This window comes from Micromonospora sp. NPDC005194, assembly GCF_040608335.1.
Classification (GTDB): Bacteria; Actinomycetota; Actinomycetes; order Mycobacteriales; family Micromonosporaceae; genus Micromonospora.
In genome coordinates this window covers 24,550-41,820 of the sequence record NZ_JBEXIA010000041.1, presented here as the reverse complement: position 1 = coordinate 41,820, position 17,271 = coordinate 24,550, and the positions used below count along the sequence as shown (strand labels likewise).

Genomic DNA, 17,271 nt, shown 5'->3' with positions numbered 1-17,271 from the left:
GGCGGCACGGCCCGCACCACAACAACAAGCTGGCGGCACGGCCCGCGCCCCACCAACAAGCTGGCGACGCGGCCCACGCCGCAGAGCCGGCGACGCGGCCCACGCCGCAGAGGTCAGCGGCACGGCCCCCGCACCACAACAAAAAGCCGGCCGCACGGCCCACGCCTCACCAACAAGCTGGCGGCACGGCCCACGCCGCAGAGCCGGCGACGCGGCGCACGCCACAGGGGGTCAGCCCGCGGTGCGCTCCCAGTCGATGGTGGGCCGGCCGGCGTCGGCGAGCGCCTTGTTGGCCGCGCTGAACGGGCGACTGCCGAGGAAGCCGCGCGGGTTCATCGGGCTGGGGTGGCCAGCCTCCAGCACCACGTGCTGCGGGTTGGTGACCAGGGCCGCCTTCTTGCGCGCGTAGCCGCCCCAGAGCAGGAAGACCACCCGGTCCGGTGCGGCGTTCAGCGCCCGGATCGTGGCGTCGGTGAACTCCTCCCAGCCCGAGTTGGCGTGCGAACCCGGGGTGGCCTGGCGCACCGTCAGCACCGCGTTGAGCAGCAGCACGCCCTGCGCGGCCCAGCCGTCGAGGTTGCCGCTGCGCGGCTTGGCCACGCCCACGTCCTCGCCCAACTCCTTGAAGACGTTGCGCAGCGACGGCGGCACCGCCACCCCCTCGCGGACGCTGAAGCTCAACCCGTGGGCCTGCCCGGCGCGGTGATAGGGATCCTGCCCGAGGATCAGCACCCGGGTGCTCTGCGGCGGGCAGAGCCGGTAGGCCGAGAAGAGATCCTCCAACGGCGGGAAGACGGTCTGCGTCGCGTACTCCCGGGCGACGAACTCGGCCAGCGCGGCGGTGCGGGCCGGATCGAGGTGCGGGGTGAGCACGGCACGCCACTGCTCCGGCAGCAGAGCCAGCAGATCCAGGGCGGGGGCGTCGTCGGGCATCAGGAACCTCTTCCAGCGCGGGTCGGTCCCCCGCACTCTAGGCACCGGGTCCGACAACGCCGCGCCGACACGGGCCCTAACTCAGCTCGGCGAGCCGTCGGGCCCAGTCGCCACCGACCGGCTCCAGCTCGACGATCCGGGTGTCGTCGTCGCGGCGGTCGATACGGACCCGCAGGTGCGCGTCGACCAACTGCTCCACCAGGCCCTCGCCCCACTCCACCACGGTCACCGACTCGTCCACCGAGGCGTCCAGATCCAGGTCGTCGATCTCGGCACGCGGGTCGCTGGCGGCGCCCAGCCGGTACGCGTCGGCGTGCACCAGGGCCACCCGGCCACCCCGGGCCGGGTCGGGCCGGTGCACGCGGGCGATCACGAACGTCGGCGAGGTGACGTCGCCGAGAACGTGGAGCCCTGCGCCGACGCCCTGGGTGAGCGCGGTCTTGCCGGCCCCCAGCGGACCGGTCAACAGCACCAGGTCACCGGCCCGCAGCAGCCCGGCCAGCCGGCGACCGAACTCCCGAGTGTCCTCGACGGTCGGCAGTTTGACGACGAAACTCACCGGTCCTCCATGCTCTCCAGTGACTCGAGGAACCGCGCCAGCGCGGCGTTGACCTCGTCGGCGTGCTCCAGCATCACCACGTGACCACTATCTTTGATCTTGATGAACTCGGCGTGTGGCAACCGCCGGACGATCTCCTCCGAGTGTGTCACCGGAGTGATCATGTCCTTGTCACCGACGACCACCAGCACCGGCGCGTTCGCCAACGCGGCCAGCGCCGGGAAGCGCGAGTGCGTGGCAAGCGTCCGCAGGTAGCGGGTCACCGTGTCGGCGGAGGTCCGGGAGTTCATCGTCTCCACGTACGAAACGAGCGCCGGGCTGGGCTTGCGGGTGCCGAAGCCGTACTTGCGGGTGAGCAGCCAGGCCACGTTGGACGTGGACTTGCGGGCCTTGTCGATCACCGGGCCGCCGTACCGGGTGGCGTTGCTGACCATGTAGAGCACCGGCCCGCCGACCCGACCGAGCAGCGCCGGCGCGACCAGCTTGGTCTCCGCGATCAACCCGCCCGAGGTGGCCATCAGCACGGTGCCCACCACCCGGTCACCGAACAGCTCCGGAAACAGCTCGGCGAACGCCATGATGGTCATGCCGCCCATCGAGTGGCCGACCAGCACCAGCGGCCCCTCCGGGGCGGTCCGGTCGATCACCTGGCGCAGCGTCCGGCCGAGCACCGCCAGGTCGTACTCCCCGGTCTCCAACCGGCCGGACCGGCCGTGACCGGGCTGGTCGTACGCGACGACACGGTAGTCGCCGCGCGCGGCGAGCATCCGGCGCTGGAAGTGGAAGGTGCCCATGTCCAGGCAGAAGCCGTGCACCAGCACCACCGTCGGGTGCCCCGGCACCGGGCGGGTCGGCTCGACCACCTCGACGTGGATGTCGGTGCCGTCCGGCAGCTCCAGCCGGAACGCGTCGTCGTACCGCTGCTCGCCGAACCTCTCGTGCGCGTAGCGGTCGGCCGGGTCGGCCTTGAGCCGGCGGACCAGGGTGCGTTCGGTCGCGACGCCGGCGGCCAGGCCGGCCGCCGCCACTCCGACCGCGGCGCCGACCAGGCCGGCGACCCGGCCGGCGGCGGTCCGCGGCCGCGGGATGCGGTACGTCACGGCGTCACCTTTGTTCGCGACTGCGGGGCTCGCAACCCCGGCTCACTCCTCGCGCTCACGGCGAGCGCTCGCCGTCGTAGACGCGCGGCACCCGCGTGCTGCCGAACCGGGTGACGATCTCGTAGTTGATCGTGCCGACCGCCTCGGCCCAGTCGTCGGCCGTCGGCTCGCCGTCGGCACCGCTGCCGAACAGGGTCGCCACGTCGCCGTCGGCCACCGGGTCGTCACCACAGTCGATCACGAACTGGTCCATGCAGACGCGCCCGGAGATCGTCCGCCGCGCACCGGCGAGCTGCACCGGCCCGGTGTTGGACGCGTGCCGGGGCACACCGTCGGCGTACCCGAGGGGCACCACGGCGAGATTCGCGTCGGCCTCGGTCGTGTAGGTGTGCCCGTACGAGACGCCGGTGCCGGCGGGCACCCGCTTGGTGAGCATCACCCGGGCCCGCGCGGTCATCGCCGGCCGCAGCCCGTACGTCTCGCCGGCCACCGGGGACAGACCGTAGACGGCCAGCCCGGGGCGAACCAGGTCGAAGTGGGTGTCCGGGCGGGTCAGGGTGGCCGCCGAGTTGGCCAGGTGCCGCCAGCGGGGGCGCAGCCCGGCCTGCTCGACCATGGCCAGCCCCTCGTGGAAGACGGCGAGCTGCCGGTCCGTGGTCGGATGGCCGGGCATGTCCGCGTACACGAAATGGCTCCACACGCCGACCACCTCGACCAGGCCGTCGGCCTGGGCCTTCGCGGCGGCGTCGAGCAGCGCCGGCCAGTCGGCGACGGTGGCGCCGCCCCGGGACAGCCCCGTGTCGATCTTCAGGTGCAGTCGGGCCGGGCGTCCGGCACGCCGGCTCGCCTCGATCATCTCGTCCAGTTGCGGCAGGCTGGCGGCGGCGAGGTCCACCCCGGCGCCGACCCCCTCGTGCAGCGGCAGCCCCGGCGCGAGCAACCACGCCAGCACCGGCGCGGTGATCCCGGCCCGACGCAGCGTGAGCGCCTCGTCGAGGGTGCACACGCCGAGCCAGTCGGCCCCCGCGTCCAGCGCCGCGCGGGCGGACGGGATCATCCCGTGGCCGTACCCGTCGCCCTTGACCACCGCCATCAGCTCGGCGGTGGTGCCGGAGCGGAGCCGGCTCACGTTCTCGCGGATCGCATCAAGATCGACGCGTACCTCGGCCTGCCACATACGCCCAGCCTACTTTCCGCCCTGATCCGGGTGGGCGGCGACGCACGGCCCGGCCCGCCGAGCCGGCCAACCGGCCCCGAACAGCGACGATCAGCCCAGCCGGGCGACGACCGGGCGCAGGGCGGTCGCCACGTCGGGCGCGGTCACCGGGCCGCCGCGGGCCGCCTCCCGACCGGCGAGCCCGTGCAGGTACGCGGCCGAGGCCGCCGCCCGGTCCGCCGGCACCCCGGCCGCCAGGAGCGAGCCGAGCAGCCCGGCCAGCACGTCGCCGGTGCCGCCGGTGGCCAGCGCCGGGGTGCCGGTCGGGTTGACGTACGCCCGGCCGTCCGGCGTGCCGATCACCGTGCGGTCCCCCTTGAGCAGCACCACCGCGTTCATCCAGGCGGCCAGCCGCAGCGCGGCCCCGACCCGGTCGGCGCCGGGCTCCTCCCCGCACAGCCGGGTGAACTCCCGGTCGTGCGGGGTGACCACGATCGGCGCGTCCCGGCCGCGCAGCCGGTCGGCGAGCGAGCCGTCCACAAGCAGGGTCAGCGCGTCCGCGTCGAGCACCACCGGCACCGGGGCGGCCAGGACGGCCCGCAGCTCGGCCGCCGCGTCGTCGCCGGTGCCCAGCCCCGAGCCGCACACCCAGGCCTGCACCCGGCCGGCGTCGGCGACCCGCCCGGTGGCGATCACCGAGGGGTGCTGGTGCAGCACCTCGGCCCGAGCGCCGCCGGCGTAGCGGACCAGCCCTGTCGGCCCGGCGAGCGCCCCGCCGACGGAGAGCACAGCCGCGCCCGGGTACGTCGCCGAGCCGGTCGCCACCCCGACCACACCCCGGGTGTACTTCTCCGACGCCGCGCCCAGCTGCGGCCACCACTGCACGAGGTCGGACCATTCGGTGACCCGCAGCGCGGGAGTGCCCCGCAGCCAGGGCCGCAGCCCGATGTCGACCAGCTCCACGTGCCCGGCCAGGACGGCTGCCGGTCCGACGACCAGGGCGGGCTTCAACGCGCCGAAGGCCACCGTCACGTCGGCGCGGACCGCGGCGGGCCGGCCGGACGCGACCAGCGGCACGTGCCCGGTGTCCACCGCCACCCCGCTCGGCACGTCCACGGCCAGCACGGTGGCCCGAGCGCCGTCGCGCCCGCGCAGGTCGTCGAGGCGCTGGACCACCTCGTCCGCGCTCGCCCGCAGCCCGCCCGCGCCACCGATCCCGACGATGCCGTCGAGGACCAGGTCGACGGGGCCGCCCGGGCGGTCGACCAGCCGGCCACCGGCGGCGCGCAGCGCGGCCAGCCCCGCGGGGTGCGCCCGCCCCGGGCTGAGCAGCAGGGCGGACACCTCGACGCCCCGGCGGGCCAACCGTTCCCCGGCGTAGAGGGCGTCACCGCCGTTGTCGCCGGAGCCGACGAGCAGCAGCACCCGGCCGCCGTACACCCCGCCCCGCTCGGCGAGCAGCAGGGCGGCCCGGCGGGCCAACCCGGCGGCGGCCCGCTGCATCAGCGTGCCCTCCGGCAGTGTGCCCTTCAGCCCCGCCTCTGCTGCCCGTACGTCGGCCGCCCGCCACACCGCTCTCATGTCACCGTGCCCCATTCCGCTCGCGAGTGGGCCGCCCCGGCCACCCGGCCGACGTCACCGTTCCGCGACCACCATCGCCGACGCGATCCCGCCGTCGTGCGACAGCGAGAGGTGCCAGTGGTTGATCCCCCGCTCGACGGCCGCCGCCGCGACGGTGCCCGAGACGGTCAGCCAGGGCCGGCCAGCCCTATCGGGCACGATCTCGCAGTCGTGCCAGCTCAGCCCGGCCGGGGCGCCGAGCGCCTTGGCGACGGCCTCCTTCGCGGCGAACCGGGCGGCGAGCGACTCGGGCGAGCGTGGGGTGCCGGAGCGGGTGGCCCGCTCGGCCGCGGTGAAGAGCCGGTCGGCAAGCAGCGGCGTCCGCGCCAGGGACCGGGTGAACCGGTCGACCAGGACGACGTCGATGCCGACAGCGACGATCACCAGACCACCCTACCGGCGGCCGAGGCGGCAGATTAGCCGTCGGGCCCGCCGTGGGCAACGCCTGTGGACACACCGGGGTACGGCCGCAGCCGGCTGTCCACAGGGCACTCCGGCACGGCCCGACCCTGCCTAGCGTCAGCGCGTGGATGCCGATCGTGCACGGGGGTGGGGGTCATGACCGAGGAGCCGTTCGCCGTCCGGCCGCAGGAGCTGCGCGCCGTGGCCGGTGCGCTCGACGACGAGGCGTACCGGTTGGCGTGGGGTCTGGCCGGAGTGCCCGGCCTGCTGGTGCCGGCGCCGGGTTGGCGGGCCGCCACGGCTCTGGCGGGGCTGGAGTCGGCAGCGCACGCGTGGTTCTGCCGACTGGGAGCGGACGTGGCGGCGACCGCCGGTGGGGTCCGGGCCGCGGCCGAGGCGTACGAGACGGTGGACGACCGGGCGGCCGGCCGGTTCGCCGTCCTGCCCCGGTGAGCGGGGTCGGCTACCGGCAGCTCTGGGCCGCCGATCCGGGCGGCTGGCGGGCGGCCGGGGCGGCCTGGGCCGGGCTGACCGGTCCGGTCGAGCGGCACGCCGGCGAGCTGGCCGGTTCCGCCGGGCGGTTGCGGGGCGGCTGGTCCGGCGCGGCAGCGGTGGCGGCGGACGCTCGGCTGGGCGGCCTGCGGGGCGAGGTGACCTCGGTGGCGCCCGCGCTGATCGAGGCCGATCAGGTGCTGTCCGAGCTGGCCGGGTGCCTCGTGGTGGCGAAGGCGCGGCTCGCCGAGGCGGTCGCCCGGGCCGACGCGGCCGGCCTGGTGGTGGACCGGTCCGGTGGCGTGCACGTCGATCCGACTCGTCCCCGACCGACCGAGCCGGCCGGGGTGGCGGCGGCGCTGCGGGGCGCGCTGGAGTTGGCCGACGCGGCGGACCGGCAGGCCGCCGACCGGTTGGACGAGCTGGCCCGGGCCGCCGGCACCGGTTGGGCGTCCCCACCGCCGCCCGGCCGACCGGCCTCCGGGGCGACGCCGGCGCTGGTGCGCGCCTGGTGGTCCGGGTTGACCCCGGCGCAGCGACGGTGGCTGGTCGGGCACGAGCCGGCCCTCGTCGGCGGCCTGGACGGGGTGCCGGTGGCCGCCCGCGACCAGGCCAACCGCCTGCGGCTCGGTGCGCGGCGCGCGGAGTTGCTGGCCGAGCGTCGGCGGTTGCTGGCCCGGGTGCCGCCGGGGCCGCTCGCGTCGCTGCGGCTGCGCGCGGTGGCGGCGCGGCTGGCCGGCCTGGACACGCTCACCGAGCGCCTGGCGACCGGGGAACCGCGGGCGTACCTGCTGGGGCTGGACCCGGCCGGTGAGGGTCGGGTGGTGGTGGCGCTCGGCGACCCGGACCACGCCGACCGGGTGCTGACGTACGTGCCGGGAATGACCGCCGGGCTGGACGACGCCCCTGGCGAGCTGGGTCGCGCGGCCCGGGTGCTGGAGCGCTGCGCGACACTCGCGCCGGGTGAGCGCGGCGCGGCGGTGCTGTGGCTGGACTACGACGCACCGGACTTCCTGACCGAGGCGGCGTCGGCCGGCCAGGCCCGGGACGCCGGCGGGGCGCTGCACCGCTTCCAGGAGGGGCTGCGCGCCACCCACGAGGGGCCGCCGGCGCGGCAGACCGTGCTCGGGCACAGCTACGGGTCGCTGGTGGTGGGCATCGCCGCCCGGGAGCACGGGCTGGCGGCCGACGCGTTGATGTTCGTCGGCTCACCGGGGGTCGGTGCGGCGCACGCCGCCGAGCTTGGCGTACCGGCCGCAGAGGTGTGGGCCAGCAGCGCTCCGGACGACGTGATCCGCCTGGCCCGGCCGGTGGACGAGCTGGGCCGCCGGGTCCTGCTGGGCGCCGCTCCGCTCGCCGCCGTGCTGGGGTGGCCGGATCGGACCGGCCACGAGCTGTGGTTCGGTCACGACCCGGCCGACCCCGGGTTCGGCGGCCGGGTGTTCCCCAGCGGTCGCGGCGGGCACACCGGCTACTGGGAGCCGGACAACCCGGCGCTGGACGGGATGGCCCGCGTGGTGCTGGGCCGCTGACGACGCGCTACTCGACGGTGACCGACTTGGCCAGGTTGCGGGGCTGGTCCACGTCGTGCCCCCGGGCGGCGGCGATCTCGGCGGCGAGCACCTGCAGCGGCACCGTGGTGACCAGTGGGGCCAGCAGGGTCGGCGTACGCGGCACGTAGATCAGGTGGTCGGCGTACCGGACGACGGCCTCGTCGCCCTCCTCCGCGATCACGATGGTCCGCGCGCCACGAGCCCGGACCTCCTGGATGTTGGAGACGACCTTGTCGTGCAGCATCCCCCGGCCCACCGGCGACGGCACCACGCAGATCACCGGGGTGCCCTTGTCGATCAGGGCGATCGGGCCGTGCTTCAGCTCACCGGCGGCGAAGCCCTCGGCGTGCATGTACGCCAGCTCCTTCAGCTTCAGCGCGCCCTCCAGGGCCACCGGGTAGCCGACGTGCCGGCCGATGAACAGCACTGTCGGCTCGGACTTCAGCTCCCGGGCCAGCTCACGGACGGGCTCGATCCGGTCGAGCAGCTCGCGCAGCTTGCCCGGGATGTCCTGCAACTGCGCGACCACCGCGCCGACCTCGTCGGCGAACTTGATCCCGCGGACCTGGGCCAGGTGCAGACCGATCAGGTAGCAGGCGACGACCTGGGTGAGGAACGCCTTGGTGGAGGCGACGGCGATCTCCGGCCCGCCGTGGGTGTAGAGCACGGCGTCGGACTCGCGGGGGATGGTCGAGCCGTTGGTGTTGCAGATCGCCAGCACCCGGGCCTTCTGCTCCTTGGCGTGGCGCAGCGCCATCAGCGTGTCCATCGTCTCGCCGGACTGCGAGATCACCACGATCAGCGTGGACCGGTCGAGCACCGGGTCGCGGTAGCGGAACTCGCTGGCCAGCTCCACCTCGCAGGGGATCCGCGTCCAGTGCTCGATGGCGTACTTGGCGACCATGCCGGCGTGGTACGCGGTGCCGCAGGCCACGATGAAGATCTTGTCGACGTCGCGCAGATCCTGGTCGCTGAGGCGGACCTCGTCGAGGGCGATCTCACCGGTCTCGGTGAGCCGGCCGAGCAGCGTGTCGGCGATGGCCTGCGGCTGCTCCTCGATCTCCTTGAGCATGAACCAGTCGTAGCCACCCTTTTCGGCGGCCGAGGAGTCCCAGTCGATGTGGAAGTCCTTGCCGCTGGCGGGCTGACCGTCGAAGTCGGTGATCTCGATGCTGTCGCCGGTGATCAGGACGATCTGGTCCTGACCCAGCTCCACCGCCTCCCGGGTGTGCTCGATGAACGCGGCCACGTCGCTGGCCAGGTAGTTCTCCCCTTCGCCGCGGCCGACGACCAACGGCGAGTTGCGCCGGGCGCCGACGACCGCGCCGGGCACCCCGGCGTCGACCGCGAGCAGGGTGAACGCGCCCTCCAGCCGCTGGCACACGACGCGCATGCCGGCGGCGAGCAGCTGCGGACTGTCCGGCTGGCCGGCGGCGCGCAGGTCGGCCAGCGCGGCGGAGAGCAGGTGCGCGGCGCACTCCGTGTCGGTGTCGCTGGTGAACTGGACGCCGTCGGCCTCCAGTTCGGCGCGGAGCTTGGCGAAGTTCTCGATGATGCCGTTGTGGATCACCGCGACGCGCCCGTCGGGGGCCAGGTGTGGGTGGGCGTTGCGGTCGGTCGGCCCGCCGTGGGTGGCCCACCGGGTGTGCCCGATGCCGGTGGTGCCGTCACCGATGCCGATCGGGCTGGCCGCGCAGGAGGTCGGGTCGTCGGCGGCGCGCTCGGAGAGCACCTTCTCCAGGTTGGCGAGCTTGCCGGCCTTCTTCTCGGTCAGCAGCTGGTCGTCGCAGACGATCGCCACGCCCGCCGAGTCGTAGCCCCGGTATTCCAGCCGCCGCAGCCCGTCGAGCACGATGCCCAGTGCCGGGCGCGCGCCCGCGTATCCCACGATTCCACACATGGCCCGCAGCCTAACCCAGTTTCGCTCAGCATGGGTGCTCGAAAGTCGGCTAAACAAGCACCGAATTTGAGCGATCGGTGGTGGGCGGGCCGCAATGGGACGAGTGTCACCGGACCGGTCGCGGTGCCACCGCAGCAACGGGGTTGCGGACGGCCAGCGGGTACGACAGTCTTCCGGCGGGCTCGGCGCGCGCTCCCCTGGCCCGTTGGCCCCATACCCACTCCCGCCCGGAGCAGCCATGTCCGACGCGCCCCCACCCGAGGTGCCCCCGACGTCACCCCCGGAACCAACCCCGACGCCGCCGGATCCGACGGCGGGACAGCCGGCGACGCCGCCGTCCGACTGGGCCGCGCCGGGCTCCTTCCCGATGCCCGACCCACTGGCCCCGGGCCAGCCCTGGGCACCCCCACCGCCGTGGACACCCACGTCGCCCTCCGCGCCGTGGACACCCGATCCCACCGGAACCTCGTGGACGCCCACCGCGGCGGCTCCCTGGCCACCACCCCCGTCGCCGGCGCTCACCCCAGCCGCCTATCCGCCGCCGGGTTACCCACCGCCGGGTTACCCACCACCCGGCTATCCACCGCCCTACCTCTATCCCGGCTATCCGCCGGCCGGGCGCCCCTCCGGCGGCAACGGTCGCGTGGTCGGGATCGTCGTCGCGGTCGTCGCGGCGCTCACCCTCGCCGTCTGCGGCTGCTTCTGCGTGGCCGGGCCCCTGGTCGGGCAGTTGGTCGGGGAGCCGGTGGCCGAGGACCCGTACGACACCGGCCCCTTCGACGACGACGGCTGGCCGCCGAGCGTCGCGCCGGAGCCCACCGCGCCCACCGATCCGGAGACCACCACCGCCGGGCCCACCAAGAAGCCGATCACGCAACCGACGTCGGGGCCCGCGCCGGTGACCGTGGTCTACCAGGTGTCCGGCGTGGGTGAGGCGGACATCGCCTACTACGACGCCGAGAGTGATCTCATCCACGTCGACAGCGCGAAGCTGCCGTGGCGCACGACCATCCGGACCAACGGCCAGAGCCGGGTCATGGTGGAGGCGACCTGGCCCGACGGCGTGGCCGAGAAGCCCCTCGACTGCACGATCACGATCACCGGCGCCGGAAAGCCGGTGATCGACAAAAGCCAGGGGTACTGGATGACCCGCTGCGAGCCCGAGTGAGGCTGGGGTTGCGCCGCCGGGTGCCCGTAGGCTGGCGCAGGTGACGACGAGCACCGATGTCGACCCGCTGGTGGCCCGGATGCGGCCGTTCGGCACGACGATCTTCGCCGAGATGTCCGCCCTCGCCGTACGGACCGGGGCGGTCAACCTGGGCCAGGGCTTCCCGGACACGGACGGCCCACCGGAGATGCTGGCCGCCGCCGCCGAGGCGCTGCGCGGCGGGCACAACCAGTACCCGCCCGGCCCGGGGATACCCGCCCTGCGCGCGGCCGTCGCGGCCCACCAGCGGCGGTTCCACGACCTGTCGTACGACCCGGACGGCGAGATCGTGATCACGGCGGGCGCGACCGAGGCGGTGGCGGCCAGCATCCTCGCGCTGTGCGAGCCGGGTGACGAGGTGGTCTGCTTCGAGCCGTACTACGACTCGTACGCCGCCTCGATCGCGCTGGCCGGCGCGGTCCGGCGGCCGGTCACGCTGCGTCCCGCCGCGGACGGCCGGTACGCCTTCGACCCGGCGGCGCTGCGGGCGGCGTTCGGGCCGCGTACCCGACTGGTGCTGCTCAACTCACCGCACAATCCGACCGGCAAGGTGTTCACGCCGACCGAGCTGGCGCTGGTGGCCGAGCTGTGTCAGGAGTACGGCGCGTACGCGGTCACCGACGAGGTCTACGAGCACCTGGTGTTCACGGACGCGTCCGGTCCGCACGTGCCGCTGGCCGCGCTGCCCGGGATGCGGGAGCGGACGCTGCGCATCTCGTCGGCCGGCAAGACGTTCTCCTGCACCGGTTGGAAGGTCGGCTGGGCGAGCGGCCCGGCGGCGCTGGTCTCGGCCGTGCTGCGGGTAAAGCAGTTCCTCACCTATGTCAACGCCGCCCCGCTGCAACCTGCGGTCGCCGTGGCGCTGGCCCTGCCCGACGACTACTACACGGGTTTCCGCGACGGTCTCCAGCAGCGCCGTGACCAGCTCGTGGGCGGCCTCACGGACGCCGGGTTCGAGGTGCTGACGTCGGAGGCGACGTATTTCGTCACCGCCGACATCACCCCGCTCGGCGGCTCGGACGGGGTGGAGTTCTGCCGGTCGCTGCCGGAGCGCTGCGGCGTGGTGGCCGTGCCGACCCAGGTCTTCTACGACGACGCCGAGGCCGGCCGACGACTGGTCCGGTTCGCGTTCTGCAAGCGTCCGGAGGTGCTGACCGAGGCGGTCACCCGGTTGCGCGCCCTGACCCGCTGACGCGCCGGGCCAAAGCCCCGGTCCACTGGACTACGACCCGGCGGGGCTGGCGGTGCGTACCAGGTCGGCGATGCGCTCGGCGACCTCGCGGGCGGTCGCCTCGGTGGCGGCCTCGACCATCACCCGGACGAGCGGTTCGGTGCCCGACGGGCGCAGCAGCACCCGGCCGGTCTCGCCCAGCTCCGCCTCGGCCCGCTCGACCTCGGCACGGACGGCCGGCGCGGCGGCGCCGACGGTGCGGTCGCCGACCGGGACGTTGATCAGCACCTGCGGCAGCTTGGTGACGACGGAGGCCAGCTCGGCCAGGGACCTGCCGGTCGCGGCCATCCGGGCCATCAGGTGCAGGCCGGTGAGGACCCCGTCGCCGGTGGTGGCGTGCGCGGGCATGACGATGTGGCCGCTCTGCTCACCGCCGAGCGCCAGCTCGGAGGCGCGCAGCTCCTCCAGCACGTACCGGTCGCCGACCTTGGTCTCGATCAGCCGGATGCCCTGCGCGGACATCGCCAGCCGCAGGCCGAGGTTGCTCATCACGGTGGCCACCAGGGTGTCCTGGGTGAGCGTGCCGGCGTCGCGCATGGCCAGCGCGAGGATCGCCATCACCTGGTCGCCGTCGACCTCGTCGCCGTCGGCGGTGACCGCCAGGCAGCGGTCGGCGTCACCGTCGTGGGCGATGCCCAGGTGGGCGCCGTGCTCGACGACGGCCTCGCGCAGCGCCTCGATGTGGTTGGAGCCGCACTCGTCGTTGATGTTCAGCCCGTCGGGCTCGGCGTGGATCGCGATGACCTCGGCCCCGGCCTCCCGGTACGCGACGGGCGCGACCTCGGCGGCGGCGCCGTTGGCGCAGTCGACGACGACCTTGATCCCGTCGAGCCGGTGCGGCACGGTGCCGACGAGGTGCTGGATGTAGTGGTCCGCACCGTCGAGCAGGTCGTGCACCCGGCCGACGCCGGCGCCGACCGGCCGGTCCCAGGCGGTGGTGGCGTTCGTCTCGACGGCCGCCTCGATCCGCATCTCGATCTCGTCGGGCAGTTTGTGCCCGCCGGCGGCGAAGAGCTTGATGCCGTTGTCCGGCATGGGGTTGTGCGACGCGGAGAGCATCACTCCGAGGTCGGCCTTCGCCTCGGCGGTGAGGAACGCCACGGCCGGGGTGGGCAGCACGCCGACGCGTACCACGTTGGCGCCGGCGCTGGTCAGCCCGGCCACGACGGCGGCCTCCAGCATCTCGCCGCTGGCCCGGGTGTCCCGGCCGACCACGGCGAGCGGCGGGTGGCTGCGGTCCGTCTCGGCGAGTGTGTGCGCGGCGGCCACGGCGAGCGCGAGCGCCAATTCGGGGGTGAGATCCGCGTTCGCCCGCCCGCGTACGCCGTCCGTGCCGAACAACCGACCCATACCCGCCAACCTCCGATGAGCACTACCGAGAAGGAGAAAGCGGAACGGCCGGCCCACCTCCCCGGTCGAGGGGAGGCGGACCGGCCGTCCGTCAGAAGTACAACGCGCTGGGAAAGATCAGCGCTTCGAGTACTGGGGAGCCTTACGGGCCTTCTTGAGGCCGTACTTCTTGCTCTCCTTGACCCGGGCGTCCCGGGTCAGGAAGCCGGCCTTCTTGAGGGCCGGGCGGTCGTCCGGCTCGCTGATGATCAGCGCGCGGGCGATGCCCAGCCGGAGCGCACCGGCCTGGCCGGTGGTGCCGCCGCCACGCAGGTTGGCGATGACGTCGAACTGGTCGAGCTTCTCGGCGGTGACCAGCGGGTCCTTGATGAGCTGCTGGTGCACCTTGCTCGGGAAGTACGCCTCGAGGTCCTGCCCGTTGCAGGTGATCTTGCCGGTGCCCGGGACGATGCGGACCCGGACGATGGCCTCCTTGCGGCGGCCCACGGTCTGGATCGGCCGGTCACCACGAGGCGCGCGGGCGACGGGCGCCGGCGCCTCGGTAGCCTCGGGGGCTTCCGGGGCGACCTCGGTCTCGATGATGTCGGTCATGCTGCTTCCTTCGCCCGCGCTCACTGCGCGATCTGCTTGATCTCGAACGGCACCGGCTGCTGCGCGAGGTGCGGGTGCTCGGCACCGGCGTAGACCTTCAGCTTCTTGATCAGCTGACGGCCGAGCTTGTTGTGCGGGAGCATCCCCTTCACGGCCAGCTCGATGGCCCGCTCGGGGCGCTTGGTCAGCAGCTCGTCGTAGCCGACCTGCTTCAGACCACCCGGGTAACCCGAGTGGCGGTAAGCGACCTTGGTCTGGCGCTTGTTGCCGGTCAGCGCAACCTTGCCCGCGTTCACGATGACGACGAAGTCGCCCGTGTCGACGTGCGGCGCGAAAGTCGGCTTGTGCTTACCACGCAGCAACGTGGCGGCGTGGGTGGCCAGGCGGCCCAGCACGACATCAGAGGCGTCGATGACGTGCCACTGACGCTCGATCTCACCCGGCTTCGGGCTGTACGTACGCACAGGTCTACCTTGTCTCGTCGTCGGTCTGGGGTCGCGCGCCGAGGTGACCAGATCTAGCAGGCCGGACCAGCGCGCACGAACGACCAAGCGTACCTGATAGGGCACGCCTCTGGATGTCGTACAACAGCAGGCAACGATACCCGGCGCCCCATCGGCAGGTCAAAACGGGGGTGGGATGCCGCGCGGCGACGCGCCGGTCATGACCCGGATCACACCCCGGCGAGCCGATGGGACCCCGGACGCCGGTAGACGAACCAGGTCACCGCGCAGCACAGCGCGTACCAGCCGATGAACGCCAGGTAGGCGGAATCGGCGTTGCCGGAGCCGAGGAACGACTGGCGGAAGGCGATGTTGACCAGCACCCCGCCGGAGGCGCCGATCGCGCCGGCGATGCCGATCAACGCGCCGGTCATCCGCCGCGCCCACCGCGCGGCGGCCTCCGGGTCACGTGTGCCGGTGGCCACGGCGTCCGCCGCCCGGGCCCGGAAGATCGCCGGGATCATCTTGTACGTGGAGCCGTTGCCGACACCGGAGAAGACGAAGAGGGCGAGGAAGCCGGCCAGGTAGAGCCCGAACGAGCGCTCGCGGGCCGCGTACAGCACCGTGCCGGCGCCGATCGCCATCGCCACGAAGTTCCAGAAGGTCACCCGGGCTCCGCCGAGCCGGTCGGCGAGGTGGCCGCCCAGCGGCCGGATCAGCGAGCCCACAAGCGGCCCGAGGAAGGTCAGCCAGGCGGCGTCGACGGCTGTGGGAAACCGCTCGGCGAACTGGAGCTGGAGCACCTGGCCGAACGCGAAGCCGAACCCGATGAACGAGCCGAAGGTGCCGATGTAGAGCAGCGACATGATCCAGGTGTGCGGGTCCCGGGCAGCCTCGCGCAGCGACCCGGGCTCGTTGCGCGCGCCGGGCACGGTGTCCAGCCAGCGGGCCGCCGCCAGCGCGGCCAGCACGATCAGCGGCAGGTAGACCGCGGGCACCAACCGGGGGTACGCGGCGCCGGCGGTGGCGAGCACCGCCAGCCCGACCAGCTGCACCGCGGGCACGCCGAGGTTGCCGCCACCGGACTGCGGTGCTGGTGAGCGTGCTCACGGCGGCTCCTCCTCGTCGATGCGACGAGGAGGAACGCTAGGGAAGCGGGATTACCTGGCAGTGCCCGTCACGGGTCGGCCCGGAAACGCCTACCGCACCACGGGCCGGCGGCGATGGTGAGGTCCGATGGCTCAGAGCTGCTGGAGGATGCGCAGGGCGCGGCCGACCCGGAGCATGGTCTCGGTGTCGGCGACGTCCACGCAGTCGGTGAACCATTTCTTCATCGGTGCGGAGATCCGGTCGGGCATCACCACGTACCGGCCCATCGGCACGGCAAGGGGTGAGTCGCGCAGCAGTGATTCCTCGACCACCTCGACCACGATCACGATGGGCACGTCTGTGGAGTTGTAGACGTCCGAGCTGATCACGAGCCCGAGGCGTTCCCGGGCGCCCTCGATGCGCCAGACCTCACCCCTACGCAGCACGCGGCCGTCCGCCGGAGTAGAGATCGTTGACCATGCCGACCTCGCGGGCGTCGGCGAGGGCGGCGGACTCCAGGTCGAGGCCGGCACGGCCCACGGCCGCGGCGTGCGCGGTGAACACCTCGCGCAGCGCCTTCTCGCGGGCGGCCTGGTCCATCCACGCCGAGAGGGACAGCCCTTCGCGCTTGGCGAAGCGTCGGGCCTCCTCGATCGTCTCGTCCGTGAACGACAATGTCACCTTGGCAGTCATGCCGCTGAGACTACCCAGCGGTATGACCACCAGTCATCCCCACGCCCATCGACTCGCCCCGGGGCGGCGAAACGTACATTCCGCCGGGATTACCCGGCCCGGCCGCCGAACACCGCGAAGCGCCACTCCTTGAAGAAACAGTCGACGTCGACCAGACCCGCCTCGGCGAGCCACCGGCACTGGTCGGCCACGGTCGCCGGGCGGTCGTGGCTCATCCGTTCCCGGGCGGCGGCGATCTCCTCGGGGGACGAGCCCAGCTCGGTGATCCTGGCTGTCCAGACTTCGTCGTAGCGCCGGTCCAGCGCCGGGGTGAGGCCGGCGACCTGCTCGGCGTTGACGAACACCCCGCCTGGCGCCAGCGCGGCAGCGGCCCGCCGGTAGAGCGCGCGCTTGCCGGCGTCGTCCAGGTGGTGGATCGCCAGGGCGCTGACCACCGCGTCGTACCGGCCCGGCGGCAACTCGTCCGCCAGGTCGGCCCGGACCGTTCGGTGTGGCACGGACCGCGCGTTCAACTGGTCGGCGGCGCGGGCGAGCATCGCCGGTGCGGCGTCCACCAGGGTCAGCCGGACCCCGGGCACCGCCGCGGCGAGCAGCAGCGAGAGCAGGCCGGTGCCCGCGCCCAGATCCAACACCTCGGGGGTACGGCCGGTGGCCAGCGCGGCGCGCAGCGGCGGCGCAGCCACCTCGACGGCGGTGCCGTAGAACGCGTCGAAGCAGGGCACGAGCCGCCGACGGGCCTCGTCATAGGTACCGGCCACCGCGTCGAAGACGTCCACCACGCTCATCGCAGTCTCCCATAAATTGAGACAGGTTTCCCACATTATAAGCACTGATCGCAAGGTGGTCATAGACGGCGCGGCCGGCAAGGACCCGAGACCCGGCGGACCCGTTCGTGCCGGGGCCGCTCTTGCCCCGCCCCAGATCTTGGACAGTTTCCGTTACGAGCTAACGG

At 73.5% G+C, this 17,271-nt stretch carries 17 protein-coding genes and 1 pseudogene; 4 read left to right on the top strand and 14 right to left on the bottom strand.

Translation table 11 applies throughout. The features are described 5' to 3' along the window. Positions 1-231 precede the first annotated feature (231 nt). From ung to ABZU53_RS26970, 6 genes are all read right to left on the bottom strand, one after another. Entirely contained in the window at positions 232-933 is a 702-nt protein-coding gene (gene ung / locus ABZU53_RS26995; protein ID WP_354855338.1) for a uracil-DNA glycosylase, read from the bottom strand. 76 nt (positions 934-1,009) lie between these two features. Further along, positions 1,010-1,492: a tRNA (adenosine(37)-N6)-threonylcarbamoyltransferase complex ATPase subunit type 1 TsaE gene (gene tsaE, locus ABZU53_RS26990; RefSeq protein ID WP_355068245.1), complete on the bottom strand. Its 483-nt coding sequence runs from the start codon at positions 1,490-1,492 to the stop codon at positions 1,010-1,012. Then, a complete protein-coding gene (locus tag ABZU53_RS26985; RefSeq protein ID WP_355068243.1) occupies positions 1,489-2,592 on the bottom strand; it encodes an alpha/beta hydrolase in 1,104 nt (367 codons plus the stop codon). The genes tsaE and ABZU53_RS26985 overlap by 4 nt, the downstream gene beginning before the upstream one ends. A gap of 55 nt (positions 2,593-2,647) precedes the next feature. Then, entirely contained in the window at positions 2,648-3,769 is a 1,122-nt protein-coding gene (gene alr / locus ABZU53_RS26980) for an alanine racemase (RefSeq protein ID WP_354855335.1), read from the bottom strand. A 90-nt stretch (positions 3,770-3,859) separates the two neighbouring features. Continuing rightward, a complete protein-coding gene (locus tag ABZU53_RS26975) occupies positions 3,860-5,329 on the bottom strand; it encodes an NAD(P)H-hydrate dehydratase (protein WP_355068241.1) in 1,470 nt (489 codons plus the stop codon). Positions 5,330-5,383: 54 nt separating this feature from the next. Continuing rightward, complete coding sequence (locus ABZU53_RS26970; RefSeq protein ID WP_354855333.1) at positions 5,384-5,752, bottom strand: holo-ACP synthase; 369 nt, start codon at positions 5,750-5,752, stop codon at positions 5,384-5,386. A 174-nt stretch (positions 5,753-5,926) separates the two neighbouring features. Between ABZU53_RS26970 and ABZU53_RS26965 the strand changes: the two genes are divergently transcribed. After that, positions 5,927-6,223, top strand: a complete 297-nt coding sequence (locus ABZU53_RS26965) for a hypothetical protein (protein ID WP_354855332.1) — start codon at positions 5,927-5,929, stop codon at positions 6,221-6,223. Continuing rightward, positions 6,220-7,794, top strand: a complete 1,575-nt coding sequence (locus tag ABZU53_RS26960; protein WP_355068239.1) for an alpha/beta hydrolase — start codon at positions 6,220-6,222, stop codon at positions 7,792-7,794. The genes ABZU53_RS26965 and ABZU53_RS26960 overlap by 4 nt, the downstream gene beginning before the upstream one ends. A gap of 7 nt (positions 7,795-7,801) precedes the next feature. Here the strand turns inward: ABZU53_RS26960 and glmS are convergent, their stop codons facing one another. Beyond that, complete coding sequence (gene glmS, locus ABZU53_RS26955; protein WP_355068237.1) at positions 7,802-9,715, bottom strand: glutamine--fructose-6-phosphate transaminase (isomerizing); 1,914 nt, start codon at positions 9,713-9,715, stop codon at positions 7,802-7,804. A gap of 238 nt (positions 9,716-9,953) precedes the next feature. Here glmS and ABZU53_RS26950 point away from each other — a divergent pair, with 238 nt between their 5' ends. Then, positions 9,954-10,883 carry an MmpS family transport accessory protein gene (locus ABZU53_RS26950; protein WP_355068235.1) on the top strand — a complete coding sequence of 310 codons (930 nt, stop codon included), beginning with the start codon at positions 9,954-9,956 and terminating at the stop codon, positions 10,881-10,883. 40 nt (positions 10,884-10,923) lie between these two features. After that, positions 10,924-12,114: a pyridoxal phosphate-dependent aminotransferase gene (locus ABZU53_RS26945; protein ID WP_355068233.1), complete on the top strand. Its 1,191-nt coding sequence runs from the start codon at positions 10,924-10,926 to the stop codon at positions 12,112-12,114. A gap of 30 nt (positions 12,115-12,144) precedes the next feature. Here the strand turns inward: ABZU53_RS26945 and glmM are convergent, their stop codons facing one another. The 7 genes and pseudogenes from glmM to ABZU53_RS26910 form a co-directional block, all read right to left on the bottom strand. Beyond that, positions 12,145-13,503, bottom strand: coding sequence for a phosphoglucosamine mutase (glmM, locus tag ABZU53_RS26940; RefSeq protein WP_354855327.1), 1,359 nt, complete (start codon positions 13,501-13,503; stop codon positions 12,145-12,147). A 117-nt stretch (positions 13,504-13,620) separates the two neighbouring features. Beyond that, a complete protein-coding gene (gene rpsI, locus ABZU53_RS26935) occupies positions 13,621-14,094 on the bottom strand; it encodes a 30S ribosomal protein S9 (RefSeq protein ID WP_355068231.1) in 474 nt (157 codons plus the stop codon). Positions 14,095-14,114: 20 nt separating this feature from the next. Beyond that, entirely contained in the window at positions 14,115-14,558 is a 444-nt protein-coding gene (gene rplM, locus ABZU53_RS26930) for a 50S ribosomal protein L13 (RefSeq protein WP_007465158.1), read from the bottom strand. 209 nt (positions 14,559-14,767) lie between these two features. Then, positions 14,768-15,622 (bottom strand): annotated as a pseudogene (locus ABZU53_RS26925) (MFS transporter); the annotation flags it as partial. A 156-nt stretch (positions 15,623-15,778) separates the two neighbouring features. Then, positions 15,779-16,072 (bottom strand): hypothetical protein, encoded by a 294-nt coding sequence (locus tag ABZU53_RS26920; RefSeq protein WP_354855325.1) that lies wholly within the window; start codon positions 16,070-16,072, stop codon positions 15,779-15,781. Further along, positions 16,062-16,319 carry a DUF6364 family protein gene (locus ABZU53_RS26915; protein WP_354855324.1) on the bottom strand — a complete coding sequence of 86 codons (258 nt, stop codon included), beginning with the start codon at positions 16,317-16,319 and terminating at the stop codon, positions 16,062-16,064. The genes ABZU53_RS26920 and ABZU53_RS26915 overlap by 11 nt, the downstream gene beginning before the upstream one ends. An 89-nt stretch (positions 16,320-16,408) precedes the next feature. Beyond that, the gene (locus ABZU53_RS26910) at positions 16,409-17,104 is read right to left on the bottom strand and encodes a methyltransferase domain-containing protein (RefSeq protein WP_355068229.1); all 696 of its coding nucleotides are present in this window, start codon (positions 17,102-17,104) and stop codon (positions 16,409-16,411) included. Positions 17,105-17,271 lie beyond the last annotated feature (167 nt).